At 42.0% G+C, this 23,460-nt stretch carries 23 protein-coding genes; 4 read left to right on the forward strand and 19 right to left on the reverse strand.

What is annotated here, in order from left to right:
• The first annotated feature begins 114 nt into the window (after positions 1-114).
• Positions 115-1,578, forward strand: a complete 1,464-nt coding sequence (locus EGC80_RS21630) for an aminoacyl-histidine dipeptidase (RefSeq protein WP_124012089.1) — start codon at positions 115-117, stop codon at positions 1,576-1,578.
• Positions 1,579-1,665: 87 nt separating this feature from the next.
• Here the strand turns inward: EGC80_RS21630 and dinB are convergent, their stop codons facing one another.
• The 19 genes from dinB to EGC80_RS21725 form a co-directional block, all read right to left on the reverse strand.
• Entirely contained in the window at positions 1,666-2,745 is a 1,080-nt protein-coding gene (gene dinB, locus EGC80_RS21635; RefSeq protein ID WP_124012090.1) for a DNA polymerase IV, read from the reverse strand.
• A gap of 137 nt (positions 2,746-2,882) precedes the next feature.
• A complete protein-coding gene (bfr, locus tag EGC80_RS21640; RefSeq protein WP_124012091.1) occupies positions 2,883-3,350 on the reverse strand; it encodes a bacterioferritin in 468 nt (155 codons plus the stop codon).
• 12 nt (positions 3,351-3,362) lie between these two features.
• Positions 3,363-3,833, reverse strand: a complete 471-nt coding sequence (bfr, locus tag EGC80_RS21645) for a bacterioferritin (protein ID WP_101032541.1) — start codon at positions 3,831-3,833, stop codon at positions 3,363-3,365.
• Between the two features lie 232 nt (positions 3,834-4,065).
• Positions 4,066-4,290 carry a (Na+)-NQR maturation NqrM gene (nqrM, locus tag EGC80_RS21650; protein ID WP_101032542.1) on the reverse strand — a complete coding sequence of 75 codons (225 nt, stop codon included), beginning with the start codon at positions 4,288-4,290 and terminating at the stop codon, positions 4,066-4,068.
• An 86-nt stretch (positions 4,291-4,376) separates the two neighbouring features.
• Positions 4,377-5,399 carry an FAD:protein FMN transferase gene (locus EGC80_RS21655; RefSeq protein ID WP_124012092.1) on the reverse strand — a complete coding sequence of 341 codons (1,023 nt, stop codon included), beginning with the start codon at positions 5,397-5,399 and terminating at the stop codon, positions 4,377-4,379.
• Positions 5,400-5,521: 122 nt separating this feature from the next.
• The gene (nqrF, locus tag EGC80_RS21660; protein ID WP_124012093.1) at positions 5,522-6,769 is read right to left on the reverse strand and encodes an NADH:ubiquinone reductase (Na(+)-transporting) subunit F; all 1,248 of its coding nucleotides are present in this window, start codon (positions 6,767-6,769) and stop codon (positions 5,522-5,524) included.
• 46 nt (positions 6,770-6,815) lie between these two features.
• On the reverse strand, positions 6,816-7,424 hold the full coding sequence (nqrE, locus tag EGC80_RS21665) for an NADH:ubiquinone reductase (Na(+)-transporting) subunit E (RefSeq protein ID WP_101032545.1): 609 nt from the start codon (positions 7,422-7,424) through the stop codon (positions 6,816-6,818).
• 5 nt (positions 7,425-7,429) lie between these two features.
• Positions 7,430-8,062: an NADH:ubiquinone reductase (Na(+)-transporting) subunit D gene (locus EGC80_RS21670; RefSeq protein WP_101032546.1), complete on the reverse strand. Its 633-nt coding sequence runs from the start codon at positions 8,060-8,062 to the stop codon at positions 7,430-7,432.
• Complete coding sequence (locus EGC80_RS21675; RefSeq protein ID WP_124012094.1) at positions 8,062-8,847, reverse strand: Na(+)-translocating NADH-quinone reductase subunit C; 786 nt, start codon at positions 8,845-8,847, stop codon at positions 8,062-8,064. The genes EGC80_RS21670 and EGC80_RS21675 overlap by 1 nt, the downstream gene beginning before the upstream one ends.
• Complete coding sequence (locus EGC80_RS21680; RefSeq protein ID WP_101032548.1) at positions 8,840-10,039, reverse strand: NADH:ubiquinone reductase (Na(+)-transporting) subunit B; 1,200 nt, start codon at positions 10,037-10,039, stop codon at positions 8,840-8,842. Before EGC80_RS21680 ends, EGC80_RS21675 begins: the two co-directional genes overlap by 8 nt.
• The gene (locus tag EGC80_RS21685) at positions 10,039-11,373 is read right to left on the reverse strand and encodes a Na(+)-translocating NADH-quinone reductase subunit A (protein ID WP_124012152.1); all 1,335 of its coding nucleotides are present in this window, start codon (positions 11,371-11,373) and stop codon (positions 10,039-10,041) included. Before EGC80_RS21685 ends, EGC80_RS21680 begins: the two co-directional genes overlap by 1 nt.
• A 456-nt stretch (positions 11,374-11,829) precedes the next feature.
• Positions 11,830-13,905, reverse strand: a complete 2,076-nt coding sequence (locus EGC80_RS21690) for a TonB-dependent receptor (RefSeq protein ID WP_124012095.1) — start codon at positions 13,903-13,905, stop codon at positions 11,830-11,832.
• A 201-nt stretch (positions 13,906-14,106) separates the two neighbouring features.
• Positions 14,107-14,616: an S-ribosylhomocysteine lyase gene (luxS, locus tag EGC80_RS21695; protein WP_124012096.1), complete on the reverse strand. Its 510-nt coding sequence runs from the start codon at positions 14,614-14,616 to the stop codon at positions 14,107-14,109.
• A 90-nt stretch (positions 14,617-14,706) separates the two neighbouring features.
• The gene (locus tag EGC80_RS21700) at positions 14,707-15,831 is read right to left on the reverse strand and encodes a TRAP transporter substrate-binding protein (RefSeq protein ID WP_124012097.1); all 1,125 of its coding nucleotides are present in this window, start codon (positions 15,829-15,831) and stop codon (positions 14,707-14,709) included.
• A gap of 150 nt (positions 15,832-15,981) precedes the next feature.
• On the reverse strand, positions 15,982-16,281 hold the full coding sequence (locus EGC80_RS21705; protein ID WP_124012098.1) for a BolA family protein: 300 nt from the start codon (positions 16,279-16,281) through the stop codon (positions 15,982-15,984).
• Between the two features lie 142 nt (positions 16,282-16,423).
• The gene (locus EGC80_RS21710; protein WP_124012099.1) at positions 16,424-17,845 is read right to left on the reverse strand and encodes a DASH family cryptochrome; all 1,422 of its coding nucleotides are present in this window, start codon (positions 17,843-17,845) and stop codon (positions 16,424-16,426) included.
• A 437-nt stretch (positions 17,846-18,282) separates the two neighbouring features.
• Positions 18,283-18,942 carry an alpha-ketoglutarate-dependent dioxygenase AlkB family protein gene (locus EGC80_RS21715; RefSeq protein ID WP_124012100.1) on the reverse strand — a complete coding sequence of 220 codons (660 nt, stop codon included), beginning with the start codon at positions 18,940-18,942 and terminating at the stop codon, positions 18,283-18,285.
• A 31-nt stretch (positions 18,943-18,973) separates the two neighbouring features.
• Positions 18,974-19,942 carry a magnesium transporter CorA family protein gene (locus EGC80_RS21720; RefSeq protein WP_124012101.1) on the reverse strand — a complete coding sequence of 323 codons (969 nt, stop codon included), beginning with the start codon at positions 19,940-19,942 and terminating at the stop codon, positions 18,974-18,976.
• A gap of 41 nt (positions 19,943-19,983) precedes the next feature.
• Positions 19,984-20,310 carry a winged helix-turn-helix domain-containing protein gene (locus tag EGC80_RS21725; RefSeq protein WP_124012102.1) on the reverse strand — a complete coding sequence of 109 codons (327 nt, stop codon included), beginning with the start codon at positions 20,308-20,310 and terminating at the stop codon, positions 19,984-19,986.
• Positions 20,311-20,538: 228 nt separating this feature from the next.
• On the opposite strand from EGC80_RS21725, the gene EGC80_RS21730 reads away from it, so the two are divergent.
• The 3 genes from EGC80_RS21730 to EGC80_RS21740 are packed head-to-tail and all read left to right on the forward strand — an operon-like array spanning position 20,539 to position 23,438.
• Positions 20,539-21,264: a PH domain-containing protein gene (locus tag EGC80_RS21730; RefSeq protein ID WP_164839517.1), complete on the forward strand. Its 726-nt coding sequence runs from the start codon at positions 20,539-20,541 to the stop codon at positions 21,262-21,264.
• A complete protein-coding gene (locus EGC80_RS21735; RefSeq protein WP_164839518.1) occupies positions 21,257-22,873 on the forward strand; it encodes a PH domain-containing protein in 1,617 nt (538 codons plus the stop codon). Before EGC80_RS21730 ends, EGC80_RS21735 begins: the two co-directional genes overlap by 8 nt.
• 4 nt (positions 22,874-22,877) lie before the next feature.
• Positions 22,878-23,438 carry a DUF924 family protein gene (locus tag EGC80_RS21740; RefSeq protein ID WP_124012104.1) on the forward strand — a complete coding sequence of 187 codons (561 nt, stop codon included), beginning with the start codon at positions 22,878-22,880 and terminating at the stop codon, positions 23,436-23,438.
• Positions 23,439-23,460: the final 22 nt, after the last annotated feature.

Consider the following 23,460-nt stretch of genomic DNA (forward strand, 5'->3'; position numbering starts at 1 on the left):
CTAAACCTTGGCAAATTGATGTCGCAATATCAAGTAACCGCGCAGAATATGTTAAAATAAATGACATTATATTTTGTGTCGTATATCGACTAAATTCATCTTAGAGGGCGTTTCGTGACTGCATTAACTCAATTATATCCTCAGCCTCTTTGGCAATGGTTCGAACAAATTTGCGCTATTCCACATCCATCAAAACATGAACATGCGTTGTCGCAACACATTCAACAGTGGGCAAAAGCCCAAGGCCTTGAGGTTGTTGAAGACAAAGTAGGTAATTTAATCATCCGTAAGCCTGCCACTGCTGGAATGGAAAACTGTAAAATAGTGGTATTGCAAGCACACATTGATATGGTGCCACAAAAAAATACTGACAAAGTACATAACTTTGAAACGGACCCAATTGAAGCCTATGTTGATGGTGATTGGGTTAAAGCCAGAGGGACAACGTTAGGATCAGATAACGGCATTGGTATGTCTTCAGCGCTTGCGGTATTAGGCAGTAAAGACATCAAGCATGGGCCACTGGAAGTACTGCTCACCATTGATGAAGAAGCCGGTATGACAGGTGCTTTTGGTTTAGAAGCAGGTTACCTTGATGCAGACATCTTGATCAACACCGATTCTGAACAAGAAGGTGAAATTTACATGGGTTGTGCAGGCGGAGTTGATGCACATATCAGCGTACCTATGTCATGGCAAGCCCCTGAACACACAAATAGCAGTTTTCAGCTGACATTAGCTGGACTTAAAGGCGGTCATTCAGGGGTGAACATTCACCTTGGTCGCGCCAATGCAAACAAACTACTTGCCCGCTTTTTGTTTAAACACAGTGATGAACTGGCATTAGAACTTGTCAGCTTTAGCGGTGGCTCATTACGTAATGCCATTCCGCGTGAAGCCCATATCAGCTTTATGCTTCCTGCTGAAAATGTTGATAAATTACATCAAGCGATGGAGGCTTTCCAAGCATTAGTAAGACAAGAGCTCGCGCTCGTCGATCCAGCAATGGTGCTCAGCCTAGAGTCCATTGACGCCCCCACCAAAGTGATGGATGAAGAGGCACAAAATACCTTAATCGACTTATTGCATGCGAGCCCTAACGGCGTGATCCGCATGAGTGATGAAGTTCAAGGTGTGACTGAAACCTCGCTTAATATCGGCGTGATCAGTACCGAAGATGAAAGCGTTGAAGTCTTGTGTCTTATTCGCTCGCTAATCGATTCTGGTCGTGAAGAAGTCACAGGAATGCTCACCGCTCTGACTAATTTGTCGGGTGCAAGCATTGACCTAAGTGGTGCTTATCCCGGTTGGAAGCCAGATACAAGCTCACCCATTATGGCGATTGTGCGTGAAACTTATAACGACATTTATAAAAAAGACCCAACCATCATGGTGATCCATGCTGGTCTTGAATGTGGCTTATTTAAACAACCTTATCCACTTATGGACATGGTCTCAATTGGGCCAACCATTCGCTATCCCCATAGCCCTGATGAAATGGTCAACATCACCACCGTTGGTCAGTACTGGCAATTGCTACTTGCGGTACTAGAGCGTATTCCAGCTAAAGATGCTTAATCCGTTTTAGTGATGACGTTATCAACAAAATAAACAAATTAAAAGGCGACAATAATGTCGCCTTTTAATTTTTGTATTGTTCCAGTGTTAAAACTGTAAATCGAGCTGGGTGATTTTATCCGCACCATTATCTGTCGCTGCCAACGTCACGTCGGCTAAACCAACACTCACGCCAATCAAACGAATACCCCGCCCTTGGCTACGCTGCAAAGCTTGTTGCAGCAAGTCATGAAACAAGTTAATCGAAATCTCATCACTGCGATGCTCGATTGTGGTCTGTTTAAAATCATTAAATTTAAGCTTAACAACCTGTTTGTGGATCTGTCGGTCTTTAGCACTGCGATGTACCCGAGCACTGAGTTCTTGAATAAGCTGTGGTAACACTTGATGACATTGTTCTAAGGTAAAAATATCCTTGGCTAAGGTGGTTTCAACCCCAACAGACTTACGCACTCGGTGTGGACTAATTTGCCTTGAGTCGATCCCTTGTGCACGCTCAGCCAACACATGGCCAAATTTACCGAAAGCCTTAATTAATTGAGCCTTAGGATATTGTTGCACGTCATAACAAGTGGTTAAGCCAATATCGGCTAACTTTTTTGAAGTAACCTTGCCAACGCCAGGAATTTTACTCAGTGGCAAGTCTTTTACAAAATCACTAATTTGATTAGGGGTGATCACATATTGACCATTGGGCTTATTTAAATCGGAAGCGATTTTGGCTAAAAACTTAATCGGTGCAATACCCGCTGAAGCCGTTAATCCTGTGGCCTCAAAAATATCGTTGCGAATGGCTTTAGCAATTAATGTGGCACTGCCTTGGTGAACGTTGCAATCGCTGACATCAAGGTAAGCCTCATCTAAAGATAATGGCTCAACGAGATCTGTGTATCGATGAAAAATCTCACGAATTTGCAATGAAACCGATTTATACACTTCCATGCGTCCAGGCACTAAAATTAACAGCGGACACAACTGCAGTGCATGATAACTGGACATCGCGCTACGCACCCCAAATTGACGGGCCTCATAACTGCATGTGCTTATTACACCTCGGCGATCACTTCTGCCACCGACAGCAATAGCTTTGCCTCGTAGTTCAGGAAAATCTCGCATTTCAACGGCAGCGAAGTAGCAATCCATATCGATGTGAATGATTTTACGCATTCTATGACCATCATCATTAACTCAATTACCATGATGATACTGTATATATAAACAGTATTCAATCATTGTCTCACTGACACAAAAAAGCCCAAACTCAGTTGGGCTTTAGTAAATGGTAACCTGTATCAATGGATACGTTACATTTTGGTCTGTAAATAATTCTGTAAACCAACCATCTCAATCAGACCTAATTGCTTTTCTAACCAGTACATGTGATCAGACTCAGTGTCATCCAACAACACCTCTAAAATTTCGCGAGTTTGATAATCACTTTTGTCTTCGCATAGCGCGATCACCTTACGTAAATGATCAGCAACATGATATTCATAGGCTAAATCACTTTTAAACATTTCTTGCACATCTTTACCAATGTTCAACGCTTCACGACTGGCAACATCGGGAGTGCCTTCAAGAAATAAAATCCGTTGGACTAATTTAGCAGCATGCAACTTTTCGTCGTCTGACTCGTGCAAAATTCGGGTATACAGTTCGTTGAATCCCCAGTCTTCGTACATATGAGCATGGACGAAATATTGATCCATGGCAGACAACTCGCCGGTTAATAAACTATTTAGTGCATCGATGACTTCTGGATGGCCTTTCATGATAATTTCCTATTAGTCGTTAATTTGTGATTGAAGATAATTTTGAATACCCGTTTGATTGATAAGCTCTTGTTGCGACTCAATCCAATCTAAATGTTCTTCTTCATCTTCGAGTAAATCTTCAAATAAATCGCGGCTAACATAATCTTGCTGAGTTTCGCATACCTTAATGGCTTCACGCAAAAGCGCAATTTGTGCTGTTATAGCCGCCAGATCGCAGTTGAGCATTTCTTCAGCATGCTCACCGATACGCAATTTATCTAATTGTTGCAGATTAGGTAAACCTTCAAGAAACAATACACGTTCAATCAGCTTATCAGCATGCTTCATGTCTTCAATCGATTTTTTATATTCTTTCTCATTAAGCTTTTCCAATCCCCAATGTTTAAACATGCGTGCATGTAAAAAGTATTGGTTAATGGCAGTCAGCTCACAGGTAAGTACTCGATTGAGTTGGCTAATGACTTTAGGATGACCTTTCATAGTAATACCCTCGATAAATAACGTGATCTAGATCAATTACAAATAGAATAAAACACTATAGGGGAAAAGGCAAATTTTCCTTTCTTTTCACACACTTACTATTGATAATCATTATCATTATAACTAAGATTTGTAACTCACTAGTAATACACAAACATAAAAAAAGCCTTCAAAATGAAGGCTCTTTACAAAGCATTAGTTTGGTAACCTAGGCTTTAAATGACAAACGTCGTTAAATAATTCGATTTTGATTAAGCAACTCATTTCGAGCTTGCTCTTTTTCCATACGGCGTTTGCGGCTATCACATGGGTCGTCACAGTCACACGCCTTCTCAATACCTAAAACGCCTAAGCCACCACAACTGCCTGCTACGGCTTTCTTCTTTACAATATAACCCACAGACATAAATAAAAAGAACAATAATAATACTACAAACGCTGCAATAAATGTGCTCATCACAAACTCCAATTAACTCATTTAGATTAGGGTACTACTAGTTGAATCAATCAGTCGTTTAATCAACTAGTTTAAAAATAAGGAACCTACTCAAGATACGATTTAAACGCATCGCTGTAATAGACCTGATATCCCTGCTCTTGCTTCTCAATTAACATTACGGCTAAATTTTTCTCTCTAGCAAGTGTCAATGAAGCTTGTGTACCTAACACCATCATGGCCGTTGCATATCCATCCGCTGTCATACAACTAGAGTGTAACACGGTTGCAGAAGCAAGTTGATGCTTTATCGGGTAACCGTTACGAGGATCAATTAGATGTGAAAAGCGTTCGCCATTGTCTTGATAAAAGTTACGATAATCACCCGATGTTGCTAATGACATAGTCCCGGGCTCAATCACTTGCTGCACCGCTTGTCCTTCGCTTGTTGGCTGTTCTACTGCAACTCGCCAGGCGACATTATGGGCTTTAGTGCCTTTAACATTCAGTTCACCACCAATTTCGACTAAATAACCAGACACGTGATATTTGTCTAATATTGATGCAATTTTATCGACACCAAACCCTTTTGCTATTGAGGATAAATCAACATACAAGTCTGCATTGTGCTTAATTAATGTTAAGCCTTTTATCGACAGTTCCTTGATCCCCATCTTAGCTTTAGCGGCGTCAATTTGAGCTTGAGTCGGGATCGTTGTAGGCCGCTTATCGGGGCCAAACCCCCACAGGTTAATCACTGGCCCTAAGGTGATATCTAACGCACCATCAGTCTCTTGATAAAGACGCATGCCCTCTTTTATGACTTTAATAGTATCGGCCGATACTTTAACGCTTTGCTGTACTTGCAATTGATTAAACTTAGACAGTTCTGAGTCATGTCGGTAAGTCGACATTTGATTGTTAACCACGTCCAATGCCATATCAATTTCGGCTTGTAATAATTGTGGTCCTGGCAAGCTGCCATTGGGGACCACTTTAATATGATAAGTGGTCCCCATGGTACTACCAGATAATGAAATAATCGGATCTGGTGAGCTGCAGCTACTGGTCAATAATATTGGCAGTAACAATATTGGCAGTAACACTTGCTTGATTGATTTTACAGTCATCTCAAATTTACACTTGTATTAAATGAACAAAAAAAATTGCAGCGTGCAAGACTCGTGTTTGACCACCCTGTCTGCACTGCTGCAATTTAATGACTTACATGTCAATGTTATAAGTTAACGCATTAACCACCAAAATCATCTAATAAGATGTTTTCGTCTTCGACACCTAAATCTTTTAGCATACCAATAACCGCTGCGTTCATCATTGGAGGTCCACACATGTAAAACTCACAATCTTCTGGCGCATCATGGTCACGTAAGTAGTTTTCATACAATACGTTATGAATGAAGCCTGTATAACCAGTCCAGTTATCTTCAGCTTGCGGATCCGATAACGCTACATGCCATTTGAAATTTTCATTTTCAGCCGCTAAGCCGTCAAAATCTTCAACGTAGAACATTTCACGTTGCGAACGCGCACCGTACCAGAAGCTAATCTTACGTTTAGATTTAAGACGCTTTAACTGATCGAAAATGTGTGAACGCATTGGGGCCATACCGGCACCACCACCAATGAATACCATTTCCGCATCGGAGTCTTTAGCAAAGAACTCACCAAATGGACCAGAAATAGTCACTTTATCGCCAGCTTTTAAGCTCCAAATATACGAAGACATTTTACCACAAGGCAAGGTTAAATTACGTGGCGGTGGCGTAGCAATACGCACGTTTAACATAATTATGCCAAACTCTTCTGGGTAGTTAGCCATAGAGTAAGCACGAATAGTTTCTTCGTCTACTTTTGATTCTAACTTAAAGAAACCAAAGTGTTCCCAATCGCCACGGTACTTATCAGGCACTTCAAACTCAGCATATTTAATATGATGAGCAGGCGCTTCAATCTGAATATAACCACCGGCACGGAAAGGCACGGTTTCGCCATCAGGGATTTGCAGCTTAAGTTCTTTAATGAACGTCGCTTTGTTATCGTTAGAGACAACGTCACATTCCCATTTTTTGATGCCGAATATTTCTTCATCAAGCTCAATTTCCATGTCAGTTTTCACGTTTACCTGACAAGATAAACGACACCCCTGACGGGCTTCGCCTTTACTAATGTGGTCAAGTTCAGTGGGTAGAATATCACCACCACCAGACATAATGTTGACACGACACTGGCCACAAGAGCCACCGCCACCACAAGCACTTGAAATGAAGATACCGTTGTCGGCTAAAACGCCAAGTAACTTGCCGCCAGCACCTGTTGTAATTGTTTTATCTGCGTTGCCGTTAATACCAATCATGATATCACCGCTTGCCACCAGTTTTGATTTAGCGAATAAAATCACTAATACCAACACTAAGACAATCACAGTAAACATACTCACACCTAGATAGACATCTAGTGGAGTAGATTCAAGAATACCCATTCACTTATCCTTAAAGGTTCAAATTAATGTGTCGACTCAGTGACTCTTACAGAGAAACACCTGAGAATGACATGAAACCTAGAGCCATAAGGCCTGCTGAAACGAAGGTTATACCTAGGCCACGTAAGCCATTTGGCACGTCAGAATATTTCATCTTTTCACGAATACCGGCTAACAATACAATTGCTAATGCCCAACCAATACCAGAGCCGATACCAAATACTACGCTCTCGCCAAGGTTATAATCACGCTCTACCATGAAAGAGACTGCACCAAAAATTGCACAGTTCACGGTAATTAAAGGTAAGAAAATACCTAACGCGTTGTACAAAGGTGGGAAATATTTGTCTAACGCCATTTCCAAAATTTGTACCAATGCTGCAATCACACCGATAAAGGTGATGAACTTCAAGAAGCTCAAATCAGCTTCAGGCAAACCAGCCCAAGCTAATGCGCCTGGAGCCAGTAAACTTTGATAAATAATTTGGTTAGCTGGAACCGAAATAGCCAGTACCACAATAACGGCAACACCAAGTCCCATCGCAGTAGTCACTTTCTTTGATACCGCTAAGAAAGTACACATACCTAAGAAGAACGCTAGCGCCATGTTTTCAATGAAAATTGAACGAATTAATAAACTAATATAATGTTCCATTGCGTTTACCCTTTTGCTTCAACTTGCTCTGGCTTATAAGTACGGATCAACCAGATCAACCCACCGATCAAGAAGAATGCACTGGGTGGCAACAGTAATAAACCGTTAGGCTGATACCAACCACCATCAGAGATTTTGCTGAGGATTTCTACGCCAAATAATGAACCATTACCAAATAGTTCTCGCACAAAACCAACAGACAATAGAATAGCTCCATAACCTAAACCGTTACCGATCCCGTCCATAAAGCTCATCATAGGAGGCGTTTTCATTGCGTAAGCTTCAGCACGACCCATTACGATACAGTTAGTAATAATCAAACCAACAAATACTGACAACTGTTTAGAAATGGCATAAGCATAAGCTTGCAGTAGTTCGTCTACTACAATCACTAATGAAGCGATAATGGTCATCTGTACAATAATACGCACACTGCTTGGAATATGATTACGAATAAGCGAAATAAACAGGTTAGAAAACGCTGTTACCGCTGTTAATGCAATCGTCATTACCAATGCTGTTTCTAATTTACTGGTCACAGCAAGTGCACTACACACACCCAAAATTTGCAATGCAATTGGGTTGTTATTGATAATTGGTCCGGTCAGAATCTGTTTAAGTTCTTTAGCGTCAGCCATTAGCTTAACCCTCCGTTGCGTGCTTTAGCGATAAAGTCAGCAAAACCTTCTTTACCTAACCAAAAATCCAATGAGTGTTGAACACCGTTACTGGTCAATGTTGCACCGGAAAGTGCATCAACACCATGAACAGAGCTCGCCACTACAGGGTTTTTAGTTACACTAATTGCCAAGTTACCTTGAGCATCAAATAACTCTTTACCTTTCCACAATGCTTTCCATTTTGGATTTTCAACTTCGCCACCTAAACCAGGGGTTTCACCTTGGTCATAATAAACGAGTCCTTGCACCGTATTTAGGTCTGTGTCTAATGCCAAAAATGCATACATAGTTGACCACAAACCATAACCGTGGATAGGTAAAATCACGCTAGTCAGTTTACCTTCGTCATTACGAACAAGGTACACAACCGCTTTATCTGCAACACGTTTGATTGAGGCAACATCATTTTCAGGGATAGATGACCGGGCAGTATCACGAGAGGCTTTACGTTGATCATAAACGTTAGCATCACCCTCAACAAATTCACCGGTTTTAAGGTCAACTAACCGAGCTTCAACATATTGCTCGTACTTGCTTAGAATTTCTTTTTTGGTGACGTTACCTTCTTTGGTATTGATAAGGCTCGCCGCATCAAGAATATACTTTTGCTTATCGAGTAACTTATTTTCTTGCTGAATAGGTTTTAATAACACCGCCGCAGTTGAAACAAGCACTGAACAAATAAGACATAAGCCGACAACAACAAATAGCGTTCTACCGAACGAATCTTTATTACTAGCCACGAGCAATCCTCCGCTTAATATTTGCCTGTACTACAAAGTGGTCAAATAATGGCGCAAATAAGTTAGCAAACAGAATAGCTAACATAATGCCTTCAGGGAATGCAGGGTTAACCACACGGATAAACACCACCATTGCACCAATAAGGAAACCGTATGCCCACTTAGCCGTACTCGTAAACGACGCTGAAACAGGATCTGTCGCCATAAACATCATACCAAAGGCAAAGCCACCTAACACTAAGTGCCAATACCATGGCATTGCAAACATCGGGTTTGTGTCGCTACCAATCATATTAAGTAGAGTAGAAATTGCCACCATACCTAAGAAGACACCACCGACAATACGCCAAGATGCAATACGGGCATAAATAATAACTAGACCACCTAGTAAAATAGCAAAGGTAGACCCTTCACCTACAGAACCGGGGATAAAGCCCATGAAAGCATCAATCCAGTTGGTGGTTGAGGCATAGTCGAAAGTACCTTGTGCCGCTTGACTTAACGCCGTTGCACCAGAGTAACCGTCAGCGACAACCCATGTAGTATCACCAGACATGCTTAAAGGGTAAGCAAAGTATAAGAAAGCACGGCCAGCTAATGCAGGGTTTAAGAAGTTACGCCCTGTGCCGCCGAAGATTTCTTTTGCAACTACCACACCAAAGGTAATACCTAGTGCGACCATCCACAATGGGATAGTTGCTGGTAAGGTCAGTGCAAAGAGAACCGAAGTAACGAAGAAACCTTCGTTAATTTCATGGCCACGCACTGACGCAAACAGCACTTCCCAAAAACCACCGACAATAAAAGTCACTGCATAGATAGGTAGGAAGAAGCACGCACCATAGAACATCAAGGACGCAATGCCAGAGTCTGCAGAAAGTTGAGCTCCAAATAATTCAAATAAGCCTACTTGCCAAATATCGGGGGAACCGAAATCGGCGCCCATCGCGATTTGAGCTTGTAAACCTACGTTGTACATACCAAAAAACATTGCTGGGAATGTACATGCCCAAACCGTAATCATAATACGTTTTAAGTCAACATTATCGCGAACATGGGTTGCCCCGTGATTCACTTTACCTGGAGTATAAAATACTGTGGCAGCCGCTTCATAAAGGGCATACCACTTTTCGTACTTGCCGCCTTTTTCAAATTGCGGCTCAATACGTTCGATAAAATCTTTCAAACTCATTAGCCTTCCCTCTCGATCGTATCTAGACAGTCACGCAAATATGAACCGTAGTCATACTTACCTGGACATACGAACGTACACAATGCCAAGTCTTCTTCATCTAACTCTAATGCGCCTAAACGGGCTGCGCCGTCAAAATCACCAGAGAGTAAATCACGAAGTAGCATAGTAGGTAGGATGTCTAGAGGCATCACGCGTTCATAGTTACCAATAGGCACCATTGCACGGTCTGAACCGCAAGTGCTAGTGGTCATATTAAATAGACGCGATGGGCTTAAGTGACCTAAGAATGCACGAGTGATAGAGAACTTATCGGCACCAGGCATAGCCCAACCAAATAATTCTTTCTCATTACCTTCTTCCAGTACACTTACCTGTTGATGATATCGACCCAAATAAGCTTGAGGTCCTACCGCAGTAAGGCCGCTTAACACTGACCCCGAAATCACACGAACACCATCACCAACCGTTTCATCAGCAGTCAGTTCAGTGATGCTAGCACCTAAAACGCTACGAACAAGACGAGGGTTTTTCGCTTTAGGACCGCCAATCGCAACCACACGCTCAGTGTTTAACACACCTTGAGTAAACAGTTGGCCAAAAGCAATCACATCCTGATAGCCAACATGCCAAACAGTTCGTGCTGCAGAAGCGGGAAGAACGTGATGAATATGCGTACCCACCAAACCTGCTGGGTGTTTACCCGCAAATTCTTGAACGTGAGCATTGGCTGCTGGAATATCGGCACCTTGTGCTTTACATAGGTAAACTTTACCTTCAGTTAATCGTGCTAGGACATTAAGGCCGTTAGCAAAATCTTCTTTATGTTGAGCTATGACTACCACAGGATCGGCAGCAAGAGGTTGGGTATCAATGGCAGTCACAAAAATACCTGCTGCAGTAGAATCTACGGCGGGCACTTTACTGAAAGGGCGTGTACGCAAAGCCGTCCATAAACCTGAGTTAATCAGATTATCACGAACAACTTGTGCGTCTAACGTGTCTAACTTATCAGCATCATATTGAGCAAAAGCAACGCTATCGTCACCTTCCACAGCAATAACTACTGACTGAAGTACACGTCTTGCACCTCGGTTTATTTCTAAAATAGTACCACTGGCTAAAGCCGTATATTTAACGCCTAGATTCTTTTTATCTTCAAAAAGAACTTGGCCTTTTTGTACTTTGTCGCCCACTTTGATCTTCATCGTAGGACGTAAGCCAATATACTCTTCACCCAAAGTAGCTACGTGTCTAATGGCTGGGCCATTATGGATAACTTGCTCTGGACCGCCTGCTATAGGCAGTTCCAATCCTTTCTTAATTGTAATCATATCCACAAGCACTACGTTTGAAGGAAAGACAATGCGCCACGTTCCGCTAAAAAAACAAAGTATTAACATATACTTGCTATTTGAGCTAGCGCAGATTTAACTCGAAAATGCGATCATAATCACGCTGGTCGCGCGCATTTTACCGCAAATATGAGACTATCGCCACGAAAATTATAGGTGTTTTCATAACAATACATTACTTTGATAAATGGATTTTAGATCAGACTAAACGGATAAGAACCTGAGGGGGTTATGCCGTATGCTAGATTCTAACAAAGAGACTATAGCATTAATTTTAAAGAAATAATTTTAGTTGTTCACTCACAAAAACAGTTGTAGCAAAAATAATACCACCCAAATGAGTAGTCACTTGGGTGGTATTGGTGTTTTGACATAAAAACAACATAAGCTGTAACCAAATATGACTCAAGCTTGCCAGCGTCTAGAAACGACTCTCTAGAAATGACCTTTATAACCAAAATACGTGGTCATTTCCGACTGTCCTTGAAATCCCATTGCAGTGACATTTGCGACTAATTCTTCCTCTAACAGATTTTCAACTCGAGCATATAATTCATGTTGTGCGGTCAAACGATAAGTTGCGGCTAAATCAACCTTCCACTGACTGTCAATAGTACGCTCATTAGTAAGTGTTGCTTGATAACCTAACTCAGATTGATACAAGGCTTGCGCTATAATAGACATGTCGCCATAAATAACACCCGAGCTTAACGTCAGTTGTTGTTCTGGTACCCATGGTAATTGGCTATTAGTAGCAAAGCATCCCATCAACTCATTGCAATCGGCGTTATCGGTTTCAGCTTGGGTATATTGGTACTTTACGTTCAATGGAATAGAAAAGTGATCAAATGTCAGCCCATACGCTATGCTCAAGTCTGCGCCCACAACAGAAACGTCATTAATATTCTCTTGTAATGATATTTGTTCGTAGTCACATATCATGCCCTGCATACAGCTTACGTGTTGGCTATCGTAATCATGCATATAACCCGTCATTGCAATCGATAAAGCATCTTGCTGGTAGCTTAATGCTAATTGATATTGCAGTGCTTCTTGAGCAGTTTGCTCAATATTCCCCGCTGAAGCGACTGTCCAAGCTTGTTTGACTTGCAGCGCGGTTAACCATGATCCACTCTGATAAGCCACTTCAACAGAAGGCGACCAGCCATCATCAGAAAAGTCCGCCGCATTAAGGCTCGTATTTACATCACCAAGCTCACGAGAAACGCTGACATGTTCATAACCTAAACCGAGATTGATAGACCACTGATCATAATTTAATTTAGTGTCTACCGCTGATGAAAAAGCAGAAGCATCATCAGTATAGGTAAGCGCATACTCATCATCTGTTGTCGGCGTCAGTGATAAATCATTGTTCCACGACCACTCACGTTGACCTAAACGCATTTCAGCTTTATCTGTATGGTAGCGCGCACTATAAGTCACCTGATGCTGACCATACATGCTGACACCTTTGGTTTGCATACCAAAGCCTGCAAAATCGTTATTTTGTGTTAACGATCCTAAGTTCATCCCATCCGCGGTGGGAACGGCTTCAAACATGGCGATACTAGACAACAAAGCGCTGTCAATTTGCTGACCATCAACAAAACGCATTTCTCGAGATTGTTGTGAATAGGTTTGGTAATAAAAGTCTGTCGCCATCGTCGAAGTAGCAGACAATATGACCTTATGGGCTAATACGTAGCGTTGACGTTCGCCTTCAATATTGTCGGTGCTGGCTGCGGAGTATAATTGAGTCGGGTCTAACGAAAAATCAGCAGCTGTTAACCCCAATGTTCCTCGATCATCATCTTGCGATGAATATTGATAACTGAACTCGGTCGTTTGTTGATTGCTTGCACCAGCTAAACTATCGGCCGCAATTTTGAATAGAATATCTTTATGAGTAGCATCTGCATCTTGCGGGGCACGATAACCCACATCGTCAGATGCCGATTGATAATCGAGTGCCAGTAACATGCCATTTTGCTTTGTAGTACCGCTCACTACTACGCCACCATTTATTGCATTACTGTCACTGCCTTCGAGGTTGAGATCAGTTGCATATTTTTGGGGACTAATTTTTATAGACTGATAGTCAAGCTTACCAAAAGCCGCTTGCGAACTCTCCGTCACACTGGTCATGCTCGAAAAAGACACTTTTTGCTGGTGCAATAAATTGGGCTGCAACACTAAATGTTGTCCAGAATACGGCGCAGGAGAAAAGAAAATACCATCCTGTAAAATGGCTACACCGTCAATGGCACCTGCATGTGTGATGGTCACATCCTGATGTGATCCGGTAGGTAACACTGTCGCGCCCGTCAACCCTAGCGCAATATCACTTTGGCGATAATGAAATTGGCTTATCGATGACTGCTGCAAATCGAGTTGATTATTAAGGTTATCAATAGACTCTGTTACCGTTTCTGCAACGGCATTGGTAGAATGACAAACATAAAGCACTGCGGCTGCTAGCACTGACAGGCTAAATGGGTGGTTAGACATATTAATCTCCGTATATGTGTCTGTTCACGCAAAAGATCGTTTAAAATGACGAATAAATCACTAAGTTACGCTTATTACAATAACGGTTTCAGTTACATAAAAATAGCGTGCTATTAACGTTTACTCGACATTGGGTGTTTTATTAGCAAAAAAAAGCGGCCAAAGCCGCTTTTCTCGTGGGTATGAACTCAATCAATTAAATTAAAGATTGCCTAAAATTTCGTCACTCAGTTTTAAGTCATCATTTTGGTTAACGCTCACGCCCGCGGCAATGATCATCCGAGCAATGTCTTGCGCTTGTGTTAACGAATGCATTTCGTAAGTACCACATTGATATTCATTTAACTCAGGAATATCTTTCTGGTCAATGACATTGGTTACGTCAATCATTGCCGCTAGCCAGGCATCTGCAACTTTACTTTCTGTCGGTTGACCAATTAAGCTCATGTAAAAACCGGTACGGCATCCCATCGGTGAAATATCAATAATCTCTATACCATCACCGTTTAAATGTTCGCGCATAAAGCTTGCAAACAAATGCTCAAGGGTATGGATACCTCGTTCACTGAGGATATCTTTATTGGGTGCACAAAAACGCAAATCAAATACAGTAATAGCATCGCCACTAGGGGTGCTCATGTGCTTGGCAACGCGAACCGCTGGAGCATTCATACGAGTATGATCTACGGTAAAACTGTCTAGTAAAGGCATTGATTTCTCCCTAAATAAATAAAATAATTCGACAATATATTGCCTAATTCCAAGATAATACCACTATTCAAACATTGTCACAGTCTGAGTTTACTCTTGCTGTTGCGCGTCTAATTCAAACCGACTTAACGCATCTTCAGTATAACTAAAATAGCGTTTTACTGATTTTTCATTGGCTATGTAAGACTCAAGAACTTTATTAAACAGCACATCTTTAGCGGCTTCATGGTCAAGAACTTCATTTCTTGCTTGTTTTAACGCACGGATCACAGCATTAGGGAAGGGTTTAACCTGCACATGGTGTTCATTAAGCAAAATGTCCATCGCAGCGATATGGCCTTGAGTATAATCATCTAGCATATCTTGATTTATCGCTCTGGCAGCTACTTTCACAATCGCTTGTAAATCATCGGGCAAGGTCGAAAAAGCCTGCTTATTGATCAGAAATTCCATCGTTGACCCCGGTTCATGCCAACCAGGGTAATAGTAATATTTGGCCACCTGATCTAGTCCAAGAGGCAAGTCATTATAAGGTCCAACCCATTCGGCAGCATCAATCGCGCCAGTCTGCAGCGCACCGTATAATTCTCTACCCGCTAACGCCGTTACCGGAATGCCCCCCAGTTTCTTAAATACTTCGCCACCAATGCCCGGTAAACGCATCTTAAGACCCTTAAAGTCTTCAGGTGTTGCAATGATTTTATTAAACCAGCCCCCCATTTGCATACCGGTGTTTCCACCTGCAAGCGGTAAAATACCAAAAGGCTGATAAACTTCCTCCCACAGCTCCATCCCGCCGCCATAGTGAAGCCATGCATTCATTTGTTGTGCCGTTAAACCAAAAGGGATCGATGAGAAAAACTGGGCTGCGGGCGCTTTTTCTTTCCAATAATATGCCGCGCTATGCGCCATTTCAATCGTGCCATTGCTAACAGCATCGAACACGGATAAGGCTGGCATTAACTCGCCCGCACCGTAAACATTGATCACTAAACGGCCGTTAGACATCTTATTGACTAGTTGAGCAAACCGTTCTGGTGCCATGCCCAAACCGGCTAGGTTTTTTGGCCATGACGTTGCTAAGCGCCATTCAATCACTTGAAGGGGGGGTTGATCTATTTGAGAAAGAGAATTTGTCTTTGAAGGAGTCTCTTGTTGGCAGCCCAACAACAAGGTTAGGCCCATTAACCAGCAGGTTTGAATCACCTTGCTCATGTAAATATCCTTTTCAATCGCACTCTTCTATTTCATAACTGTAACATAATCATAACCAGTGACAAATACCGCCACGTTACAATACAAAATAAAAAAGCCTCACATAATCCGTGAGGCTTTTTTATAAATAGACCAGTAAGTTAATAACAATTAGCCTTTACAATTAGGGGTTTTAGGTACTTTATCCAATGCTTGCCATTCTGGCTGAGTATAAGCATTGATGGATAATGCATGCACACCGTTAGCTAACTCATCTGCAAGCGCTTGGTTAATCAAACGGTGACGGGCAAGCAAACGCTGGTCACTAAATTTATCGCTAACCACAACCACTTTAAAATGGGTTTCAGAATTAGGCGGAACATGATGACGATTACTTTCGTTAATCACCTCAAGATGCAATGGCTCGAAGGCATGATTCAATTTATCAGTAATGATTTGTTGGACAGACATAGTAATACTCTTGTTAATCCATATCGATGAAATCGAAGGGTACTGCTTTGCCGAATAAAGGTCAAACAAGCAGACTAAAACTTAAAGTTTGTGCACACCTTCTGTCGAGTCGATATCGACGCATATTAATGACCATTATCGATCAGCTTCTTGGCCAATCTGCTATATCGACACTATCCATGCAATACGCAGCATTGACCTCGTCTTGTTGTTGTAACACCTCACGCCCTAGCCATGCATTGATAAATAGCCCGTGTGGGTCATATGTCTGCTGCTGTTTTTCAAGATTAAAGTGCCTAGCGCCGCGGGGATCGGCGCCAACACCCGCCAGATACTGCCAATTGCCCCAATTCACGGCAACATCATAATCAATTAACTGCTGTTGAAAATAAGCGGCACCATAACGCCAATCACATTGTAGTTCATTCACAAAGCAACTTGCCACAATTTGCCTACCGCGATTTGACATATAGCCGGTGTCATTTAATTGCTTCATCAACGCATTCACTAAAGGGAAAGGTGTACTGGCAGTTTTCCACGCTTGAATACGTTGCACATAAAAACTGGTTAACGGCTTACGCCCACTAATGCCAGAGAATCGAAATAGCTGTTTATTGAATTTAAAGCCATACCAATGAAAATACTCACGCCAAATTAGCTCATACAAAATCCACTGGCTTGATTGGCTCGCACCATGTTGTGATTCAAATTGCTGCAAGGCAGACACCACTTGCCTTGCAGATAAACAACCATTAGCTAACCAAGGTGAAAACTTTGTCGAGCATTCCCAACCATCAAGCTCATTACGCATCTCCTTGTAGTGATGCGCTAAGTTTGAAGAAAAATAGCATTCTAATTGTAATAGCCCTTGTGCTTCGCCACCGCAAAATACATTGCTCATCATTTGAGTTTGTGGCACCCAGTCGGGGTAAGACAGCCAAGCCTGAAGCTGTTTATCTTGCTGCTTAAGCGCGACCATAGGTGGCAACCAAGATATTGTGTCAGCTGCTGCGGTAATATTGATGTTCTCGACTTGCTTGCGAAACTGACTGAAAGTTGGCGCAAGTTCGGCTAGCTCAAAAGGAAGTTGCTGTGAGTGAAACAGAGTTTGAGTGGTCATGGTCGAATATTGAATATCGGGGCATTGCTGCTGAATCGATTGCCAAGCGGTCTGCTCATCTGCACCACAATGATCACTACGATAGACCCGGGAAATATCATGGGCTTGGATAATATAAGCCAAGGATTTTTGCGCTGAAGCGTAAACAATATGCAGCTGTTGACCATATTGATTGAGCGCTTCGTCTAATGCCCGTAATGACTCAAGCAAAAATCGTAACCTGTGCTTACCAAGGTACTGAGCTTGATATTGGGTTGTTCGAAACCAATTGGGATCGATGCAATACACTATCATCAACTGCTGAGCATGCTGAGCAATATCAGAAAATATCGCATTGTCTGCCATTCGCAGGTCATCGCCTAACCAATAAAGCGCCCGGACTGTTGATTGCGATGTCGTTTTTATGTTTGAGTCTACGCAACCTTTGCCACCCGCATTGTTCATCTATTTATTACCACATCTTGAAACCATACCTAATAGGTACGTAAACACTGCGGTTAACGGTTCAGTAATAATCTATTTTTGCTATATACCCAAACTAGCTCGACTATCGATCTGCAAGGTCCTAGAGTCGCTTCGCTGCTAGTTCGCTACGCGGATAGAGCGCTTCGCTTCTAGGGACAGCTTCGCTGCTAAGATTTTATAGCATCTAGCCGCGCAGCGTCCTAGGCGCTTAGCTTTTTCGCTCGTTATCGCTTGTCATCGCCCGTTATCGCTTGTCATCTCTGGGATAGGATCAGCTTCGCTACTAATATTTTATAGCATCTAGCCGCGCAGCGTCCTAGCCGCTAGATCTTTCGCTTTTAGCTATGGCCATTAACGATATCTATTAACGATATCTATTAACGATATCTATTAACGATATCTATTAACGATATCTGTTAACGATAATAGTTGGGGATGATTTGTCGAAAGGTAAAGTTAATACGCGGCTCAACAACCTTAAGGCGTTTAGGCAAAGCATGTTGCCAGTGTTGCTGCATACCGGGATGCATAATAAGTAAGTCGCCCGATGCGAGCGCAAAATTAACTTTGGTCTTAGTTTGCTTATGGCGCACAACAAAGTCTCGACAGGCCCCCAAGGTAACCGATGCAATCGCCGAACCACTGACAATCTCAGGTTCATCATCACTGTGCCATCCCATACAGTCGTGGCCATCGGCATAGCGATTAACTAATACTGAATTAGTGTCGATTTGATGATCGTTAAGCAATTTTGCACGTAATCGGCTTAATACTTTTGGCCAAGCCAGTGCAGTGATGTGTAATTTGGAGTAATGATAATCGCAACCGGGGTCGCCAAACCAAGCCTGGGTTCGAGGAGTCAGATGTTGCTTACCATACACTTGTATAGAAACCCGCTCTAACGGATAGTGATTAACTTCATTTATCAATAACTGTTGCTGCTTAGGCGACAAAAAGCCTTTAATCCAAGTGACAGGTGGACTGATTTGGTTTTTAGTCCTTGCCTCGACAATATCATCTTGAGTTAAGCCGTCGTGAGGATCGCCAAAATCTAACCCATGCTGAAACTTTGTCACCTCAATAGCCTCCTTTAATCACTCACTTCGATTAATACCAACGCTTTATTTTAGCTATCCACAAGCCTGATAACACAATCACTGCCATTAGGCTCAATACTGCAAAATAGCCAAAGTGCCATTTTAACTCAGGCATATTATCAAAGTTCATTCCGTAAATGCCCGCGACTAAGGTTAATGGTAGAAAAATGGCCGTGACCATGGTTAACGTCATCATCACTCGATTGGTTTTATGGGCACTGACTGAAATATAGCCATTGATTAAGCTGTCCACTAAACCTTGATAAAGACTGGCTCGACTCGATAACCGTTCAAACTGGTTATATAAATAACTCAGTTGTTCATAGTCCATCTTAATATGCTGATGGCTGTCATCGCGAAGCCATTGTTGCAATATCTCTTCATGGTAACTAAACGAACGTTTTGCTTTTTGTAATTTACTGCTATAAGCGATTAACTCTGCAAGTAAATCATCGGTTGAAACATCAAAAATCTCATCTTCTATTTCACTTAAACGTTCTTCTAACGCCAACATCACTGCCAGATAATCAATCACAATTTGACGCATTAGTTCAAAACACACTTGGCTCATGTCCGTGCTATCTAGGTGACCTTGCTCGCGGATCCGTTGGAAAACTTTGCTGACACTGATTGACGGTTTAAGGTGTTGTGTCACTAAAAAATGGTCATTCACATGTAGCAGTAACTGGCTACGCTCAAGCAGAAGATATTCTTCCCTGTCTTTAAGCTCGTGGGTTAACAAATACGAATGGGTGCCATATTCTTCAAACTGTGGAGGATGACGTTCACGCTGTGCTTCTTCAAAATCGAGATGATCAATACCAAAGTCAGGATGTTGCTTAAAAAACGCTTGGCTATGCTGATCCGTAATATCGACCCATATTAACTGCTGTTGCGGATCATATTGACTCATGAGAGTCTCATCACCTTCAGCTAACAACAGACCTTGCGCATTGAATAATAGTATCTGTATCGCCATGAATAGCCCTTTCAACAACAAATTATTGCAGTATAAACCGCTTAACGGGTCATGTCTGACTCGCTCACCATTTCAATGTGTTGTTTGATCTGCTCGAAATGGCTATTCACCCAAGCACTGCTGATTGGGCCCCAAGTTGAAATGCGATAATAGCCTTCATTATGACGCTGGCCTTGCTGAACAAAATCCACTTCAATACCAATATCGACAAATGCCGCTAACGCATCTTGCAATGTCCTTCGTGGCATAAGCGTCAGTTTTTGCAAGCTTAATAAGTTATGTTGTTCTTCATCTAGCAGATGCGCTAAATACAATTTTCGTAAAAATGCTTTTTGCGATTTATTGATCACGTAATTATTCGAAAACATCCTTCACACGCCCTATTATCTCTACATTACTGGATAGAAATTACTGTATGTCTAGCCAGTCACGCAAGCACTATTGCCAATGTGGGCAAATTGCGGCGTAATTAATCACTGATTTTGACGCTAATAGATTGATTTATCGATAACCAATATGATTAACACTACCTAAGTTGCGACAATCTCGTTATAGTTTTTAACAATATAAATAGCCGACATGGAAAGCGAACAAACATGGATACTCCGCCGCACTCAAAGAGCCCATTAGCGCCATCGCCAATAACAGATCCGTCAACGCTAAACGATACATCTTCATTGTTGGCAGTAAAAGCAACTTCAGCAGACACTTATGACCATGGCCCACGTTTATCCGAAGATGATTATATTCAACTTGCCGACTTGCCACTGAGCAATATTGATCCTAATTACCCTAAACTATTATTGATAATTAGCAGTGTCGTTATGATGATTATCATCACGGCCTTAACGGTGTTTCTGCTGATAATTAACCCGCTGCCATTGATAATCACGACCGGGTTTATAGCATTGACAATATTGGTGGCTGCCCTGGTGATTAAACTCATTCACCTCAAAGCAAACAAAATTGCTTATGGCTTGTTTAAACATGAAATGGTGCTACGTGAAGGGTTATTTTGGGTGTCAACAACGGCACTGCCCTACACTCGACTGCAACATGTTAATTTGTCACAAGGCCCCGCAGAACGAAGGTTCAACTTAGTCACCTTAAAATGCTTCAGTGCAGGTAGTGGTTTAGCTGAAATTGATCTACCAGGCCTCAATGCCGATTTAGCTGAAAATTTACGCCAACATTTATTGAGCCAAGCGGCAGCAAGTCATCAACTACCTGCCACTAAATTAAACACACGCGAGCATTCAACATCAGTTGATGACCCTACACCAGCCATTGAACGATCTCAGCAGGATAGCCATAATGGATAAGTCATCAGCATCACAGGGTGATGATCCACATCTTGACTCAAAAGATATTGTTACCAATAAATCGATCAATTCAGAGCAAACCAATACCGATGATTTACAGCAGTGGCAAGCACTTTCAGCTTGGTCCGTCGTCAGTAATATTTTCAGTACCTTGAAAAACATCCTCAGCAATGGTTTTGCTATCGTACCCATTGTTTATACTGGATGGCGGCAAGGCTTTGATATGCAATGGGGCATACTGGCTTCTAGCCTACTATTACTGCTAGTGACACTTTCTGCGATAATAGAATGGCGAAAATTTCGTTTTCGTCTTAATAACCATCAACTTGAAGTGAAACGCGGCTTATTGTTTACCAAAAAAGATGAAATACCGCTGAGTCGCATTCAAAATATTCGTTATGAACAACCGTTTTATTTTAAGCCATTGTCGCTCGGTACCCTCGTGATTGAAACCGCTGGGTCTAAAAGTGACGAAGCTCATTTAGCCGCATTAGATACACAACAAGCGCAAACCTTAAAACGTTTACTGCTAAATTTAAGTCACACTGATGCTACTGCACCGACACACGAGCATCCGCATACTGACAATCAACATGGCATCGAGAATACACAGCCGATTGTGCGTAAAAGTTTATGGGATTTAATCTTATTTGGTTTTTATCAAAATAATTTTATTTGGTTTGCCGTAATTGCGGGCCCCATCGCTGGTCAAGTTGATTTGGATAAAATATTCGACTCCCCACTCGCGCAGCAATTTTGGTTATGGGTCCAACAGCAAACGCATCAAAATATTGGCTTGCAGACCATCATGGCAATCGTGGGGTTGTTTGCGCTATACAGTTTGTTTGCGTTAATTTCAATTGTCGCGGCAATGTTAAAATATCACCCATATCAGCTCGATAAACATGATGACACTTTACAACGAAGTGGCGGTGTCATTTCACACCAGCAAGATGCGTTGGCCATAAAACGTATTCAATTAGTCCATCTTCAACAACCCGTTATTGCACGCTTATTTAAACGCTGGACCTTATACTTTAAGCAAGTCAAAGGACATGAAGTTGGACATAAAACCAAACAACACATGTTAGTTCCAAGTGTTAAATCCACTGAAATCGAATTACTCTTGGCCAAAATCCCTCAACTCAGTGGCGGTGCCAGCGCATTACCTAGCAGTTACTCGTCTATTGATATTAATTGGCTGACCAAGAGAATTGCCTTGCCACTGATCCTGGCCAGTATACTCACCATCATGGGTTATTATGGCCATCAAAGCCCTGGTTTTTTTGAGTTCACTTGGTTCATCACCTTCATGGTGATATTAGCGATTTACATACGATACAAGCAATGGGGATATGTTGTGGCAGATAAAGTCATTTGGCAACATAGCGGCTTTTTCGGTCAACAATGGCAGCGGGTCGCATTTGAAAAAGTTCAACACGTTAACATCATCCAAACTCAAGGCCAAAAACAAGCTCAGTTAGCCTATGTAGAAGTCGGATTAGCCAGTGGCAGTGTGGTGTTCCCCTATATTCCCACTCATGTGGCAGAGCTAATTATTACTCGGTCACTCAATGCTACTAGTCACGATAACCGTAATTGGATTTAGCCTAATGAATGAAATAAAAACGACACGGGTCACCGTCAATGATGTTATTGATTTTTGGTTTGTTAAAATTTCACCTAAACAATGGTGGATAAAAGATACCGAGCTTGATTTACAGATAACAAAGACTTTTGGCACCGCTTTAAACGCTGCCATAATGGGAGAGTTACAACACTGGCGTAAAGACACTCAAGGGCGATTAGCCGAAATTATCGTACTAGATCAATTTTCGCGAAATATTCATCGCGATACGCCAGCCGCATTTGCCGCTGACAATATCGCGTTAGTGCTGGCGCAAGAAGCCGTTGCATTAGGTTGTTTAGCAGAGTTACCGACTCACCAAGCTGGATTTTTAATCATGCCCTATATGCATAGCGAATCAATGATTATCCACCAGCAAGCATTGCCATTATTTGAGCAATATGCGCCGAATAATCTACACAGCCAACGACAACATCAAGCCATTATAGCTCAATTTAATCGTTATCCTCACCGAAACGCGATCTTAGGGCGCGACTCAACGGCTGCCGAAATCATCTTTTTAACTCAACCCGATTCCAGCTTTTAACCAAGCTATACTCCAACGCCAG

The sequence above is a fragment of the Shewanella psychromarinicola genome, from assembly GCF_003855155.1.
Lineage (GTDB): Bacteria > Pseudomonadota > Gammaproteobacteria > Enterobacterales > Shewanellaceae > Shewanella > Shewanella psychromarinicola.

Coding starts and splice junctions, on each gene's coding strand:
- dinB (WP_124012090.1), bottom strand. CDS start 2,745: ATGCGTAAAATCATTCACATCGATATGGATTGCTACTTCGCTGCCGTT.
- bfr (WP_124012091.1), bottom strand. CDS start 3,350: ATGAAAGGCCATCCAGAAGTCATCGATGCACTAAATAGTTTATTAACC.
- bfr (WP_101032541.1), bottom strand. CDS start 3,833: ATGAAAGGTCATCCTAAAGTCATTAGCCAACTCAATCGAGTACTTACC.
- nqrM (WP_101032542.1), bottom strand. CDS start 4,290: ATGAGCACATTTATTGCAGCGTTTGTAGTATTATTATTGTTCTTTTTA.
- EGC80_RS21655 (WP_124012092.1), bottom strand. CDS start 5,399: ATGACTGTAAAATCAATCAAGCAAGTGTTACTGCCAATATTGTTACTG.
- nqrF (WP_124012093.1), bottom strand. CDS start 6,769: ATGGGTATTCTTGAATCTACTCCACTAGATGTCTATCTAGGTGTGAGT.
- nqrE (WP_101032545.1), bottom strand. CDS start 7,424: ATGGAACATTATATTAGTTTATTAATTCGTTCAATTTTCATTGAAAAC.
- EGC80_RS21670 (WP_101032546.1), bottom strand. CDS start 8,062: ATGGCTGACGCTAAAGAACTTAAACAGATTCTGACCGGACCAATTATC.
- EGC80_RS21680 (WP_101032548.1), bottom strand. CDS start 10,039: ATGAGTTTGAAAGATTTTATCGAACGTATTGAGCCGCAATTTGAAAAA.
- EGC80_RS21685 (WP_124012152.1), bottom strand. CDS start 11,373: ATGATTACAATTAAGAAAGGATTGGAACTGCCTATAGCAGGCGGTCCA.
- EGC80_RS21690 (WP_124012095.1), bottom strand. CDS start 13,905: ATGTCTAACCACCCATTTAGCCTGTCAGTGCTAGCAGCCGCAGTGCTT.
- luxS (WP_124012096.1), bottom strand. CDS start 14,616: ATGCCTTTACTAGACAGTTTTACCGTAGATCATACTCGTATGAATGCT.
- EGC80_RS21700 (WP_124012097.1), bottom strand. CDS start 15,831: ATGAGCAAGGTGATTCAAACCTGCTGGTTAATGGGCCTAACCTTGTTG.
- EGC80_RS21705 (WP_124012098.1), bottom strand. CDS start 16,281: ATGTCTGTCCAACAAATCATTACTGATAAATTGAATCATGCCTTCGAG.
- EGC80_RS21710 (WP_124012099.1), bottom strand. CDS start 17,845: ATGAACAATGCGGGTGGCAAAGGTTGCGTAGACTCAAACATAAAAACG.
- EGC80_RS21720 (WP_124012101.1), bottom strand. CDS start 19,942: ATGGCGATACAGATACTATTATTCAATGCGCAAGGTCTGTTGTTAGCT.
- EGC80_RS21725 (WP_124012102.1), bottom strand. CDS start 20,310: ATGTTTTCGAATAATTACGTGATCAATAAATCGCAAAAAGCATTTTTA.
- EGC80_RS21730 (WP_164839517.1), top strand. CDS start 20,539: ATGGATACTCCGCCGCACTCAAAGAGCCCATTAGCGCCATCGCCAATA.
- EGC80_RS21735 (WP_164839518.1), top strand. CDS start 21,257: ATGGATAAGTCATCAGCATCACAGGGTGATGATCCACATCTTGACTCA.
- EGC80_RS21740 (WP_124012104.1), top strand. CDS start 22,878: ATGAATGAAATAAAAACGACACGGGTCACCGTCAATGATGTTATTGAT.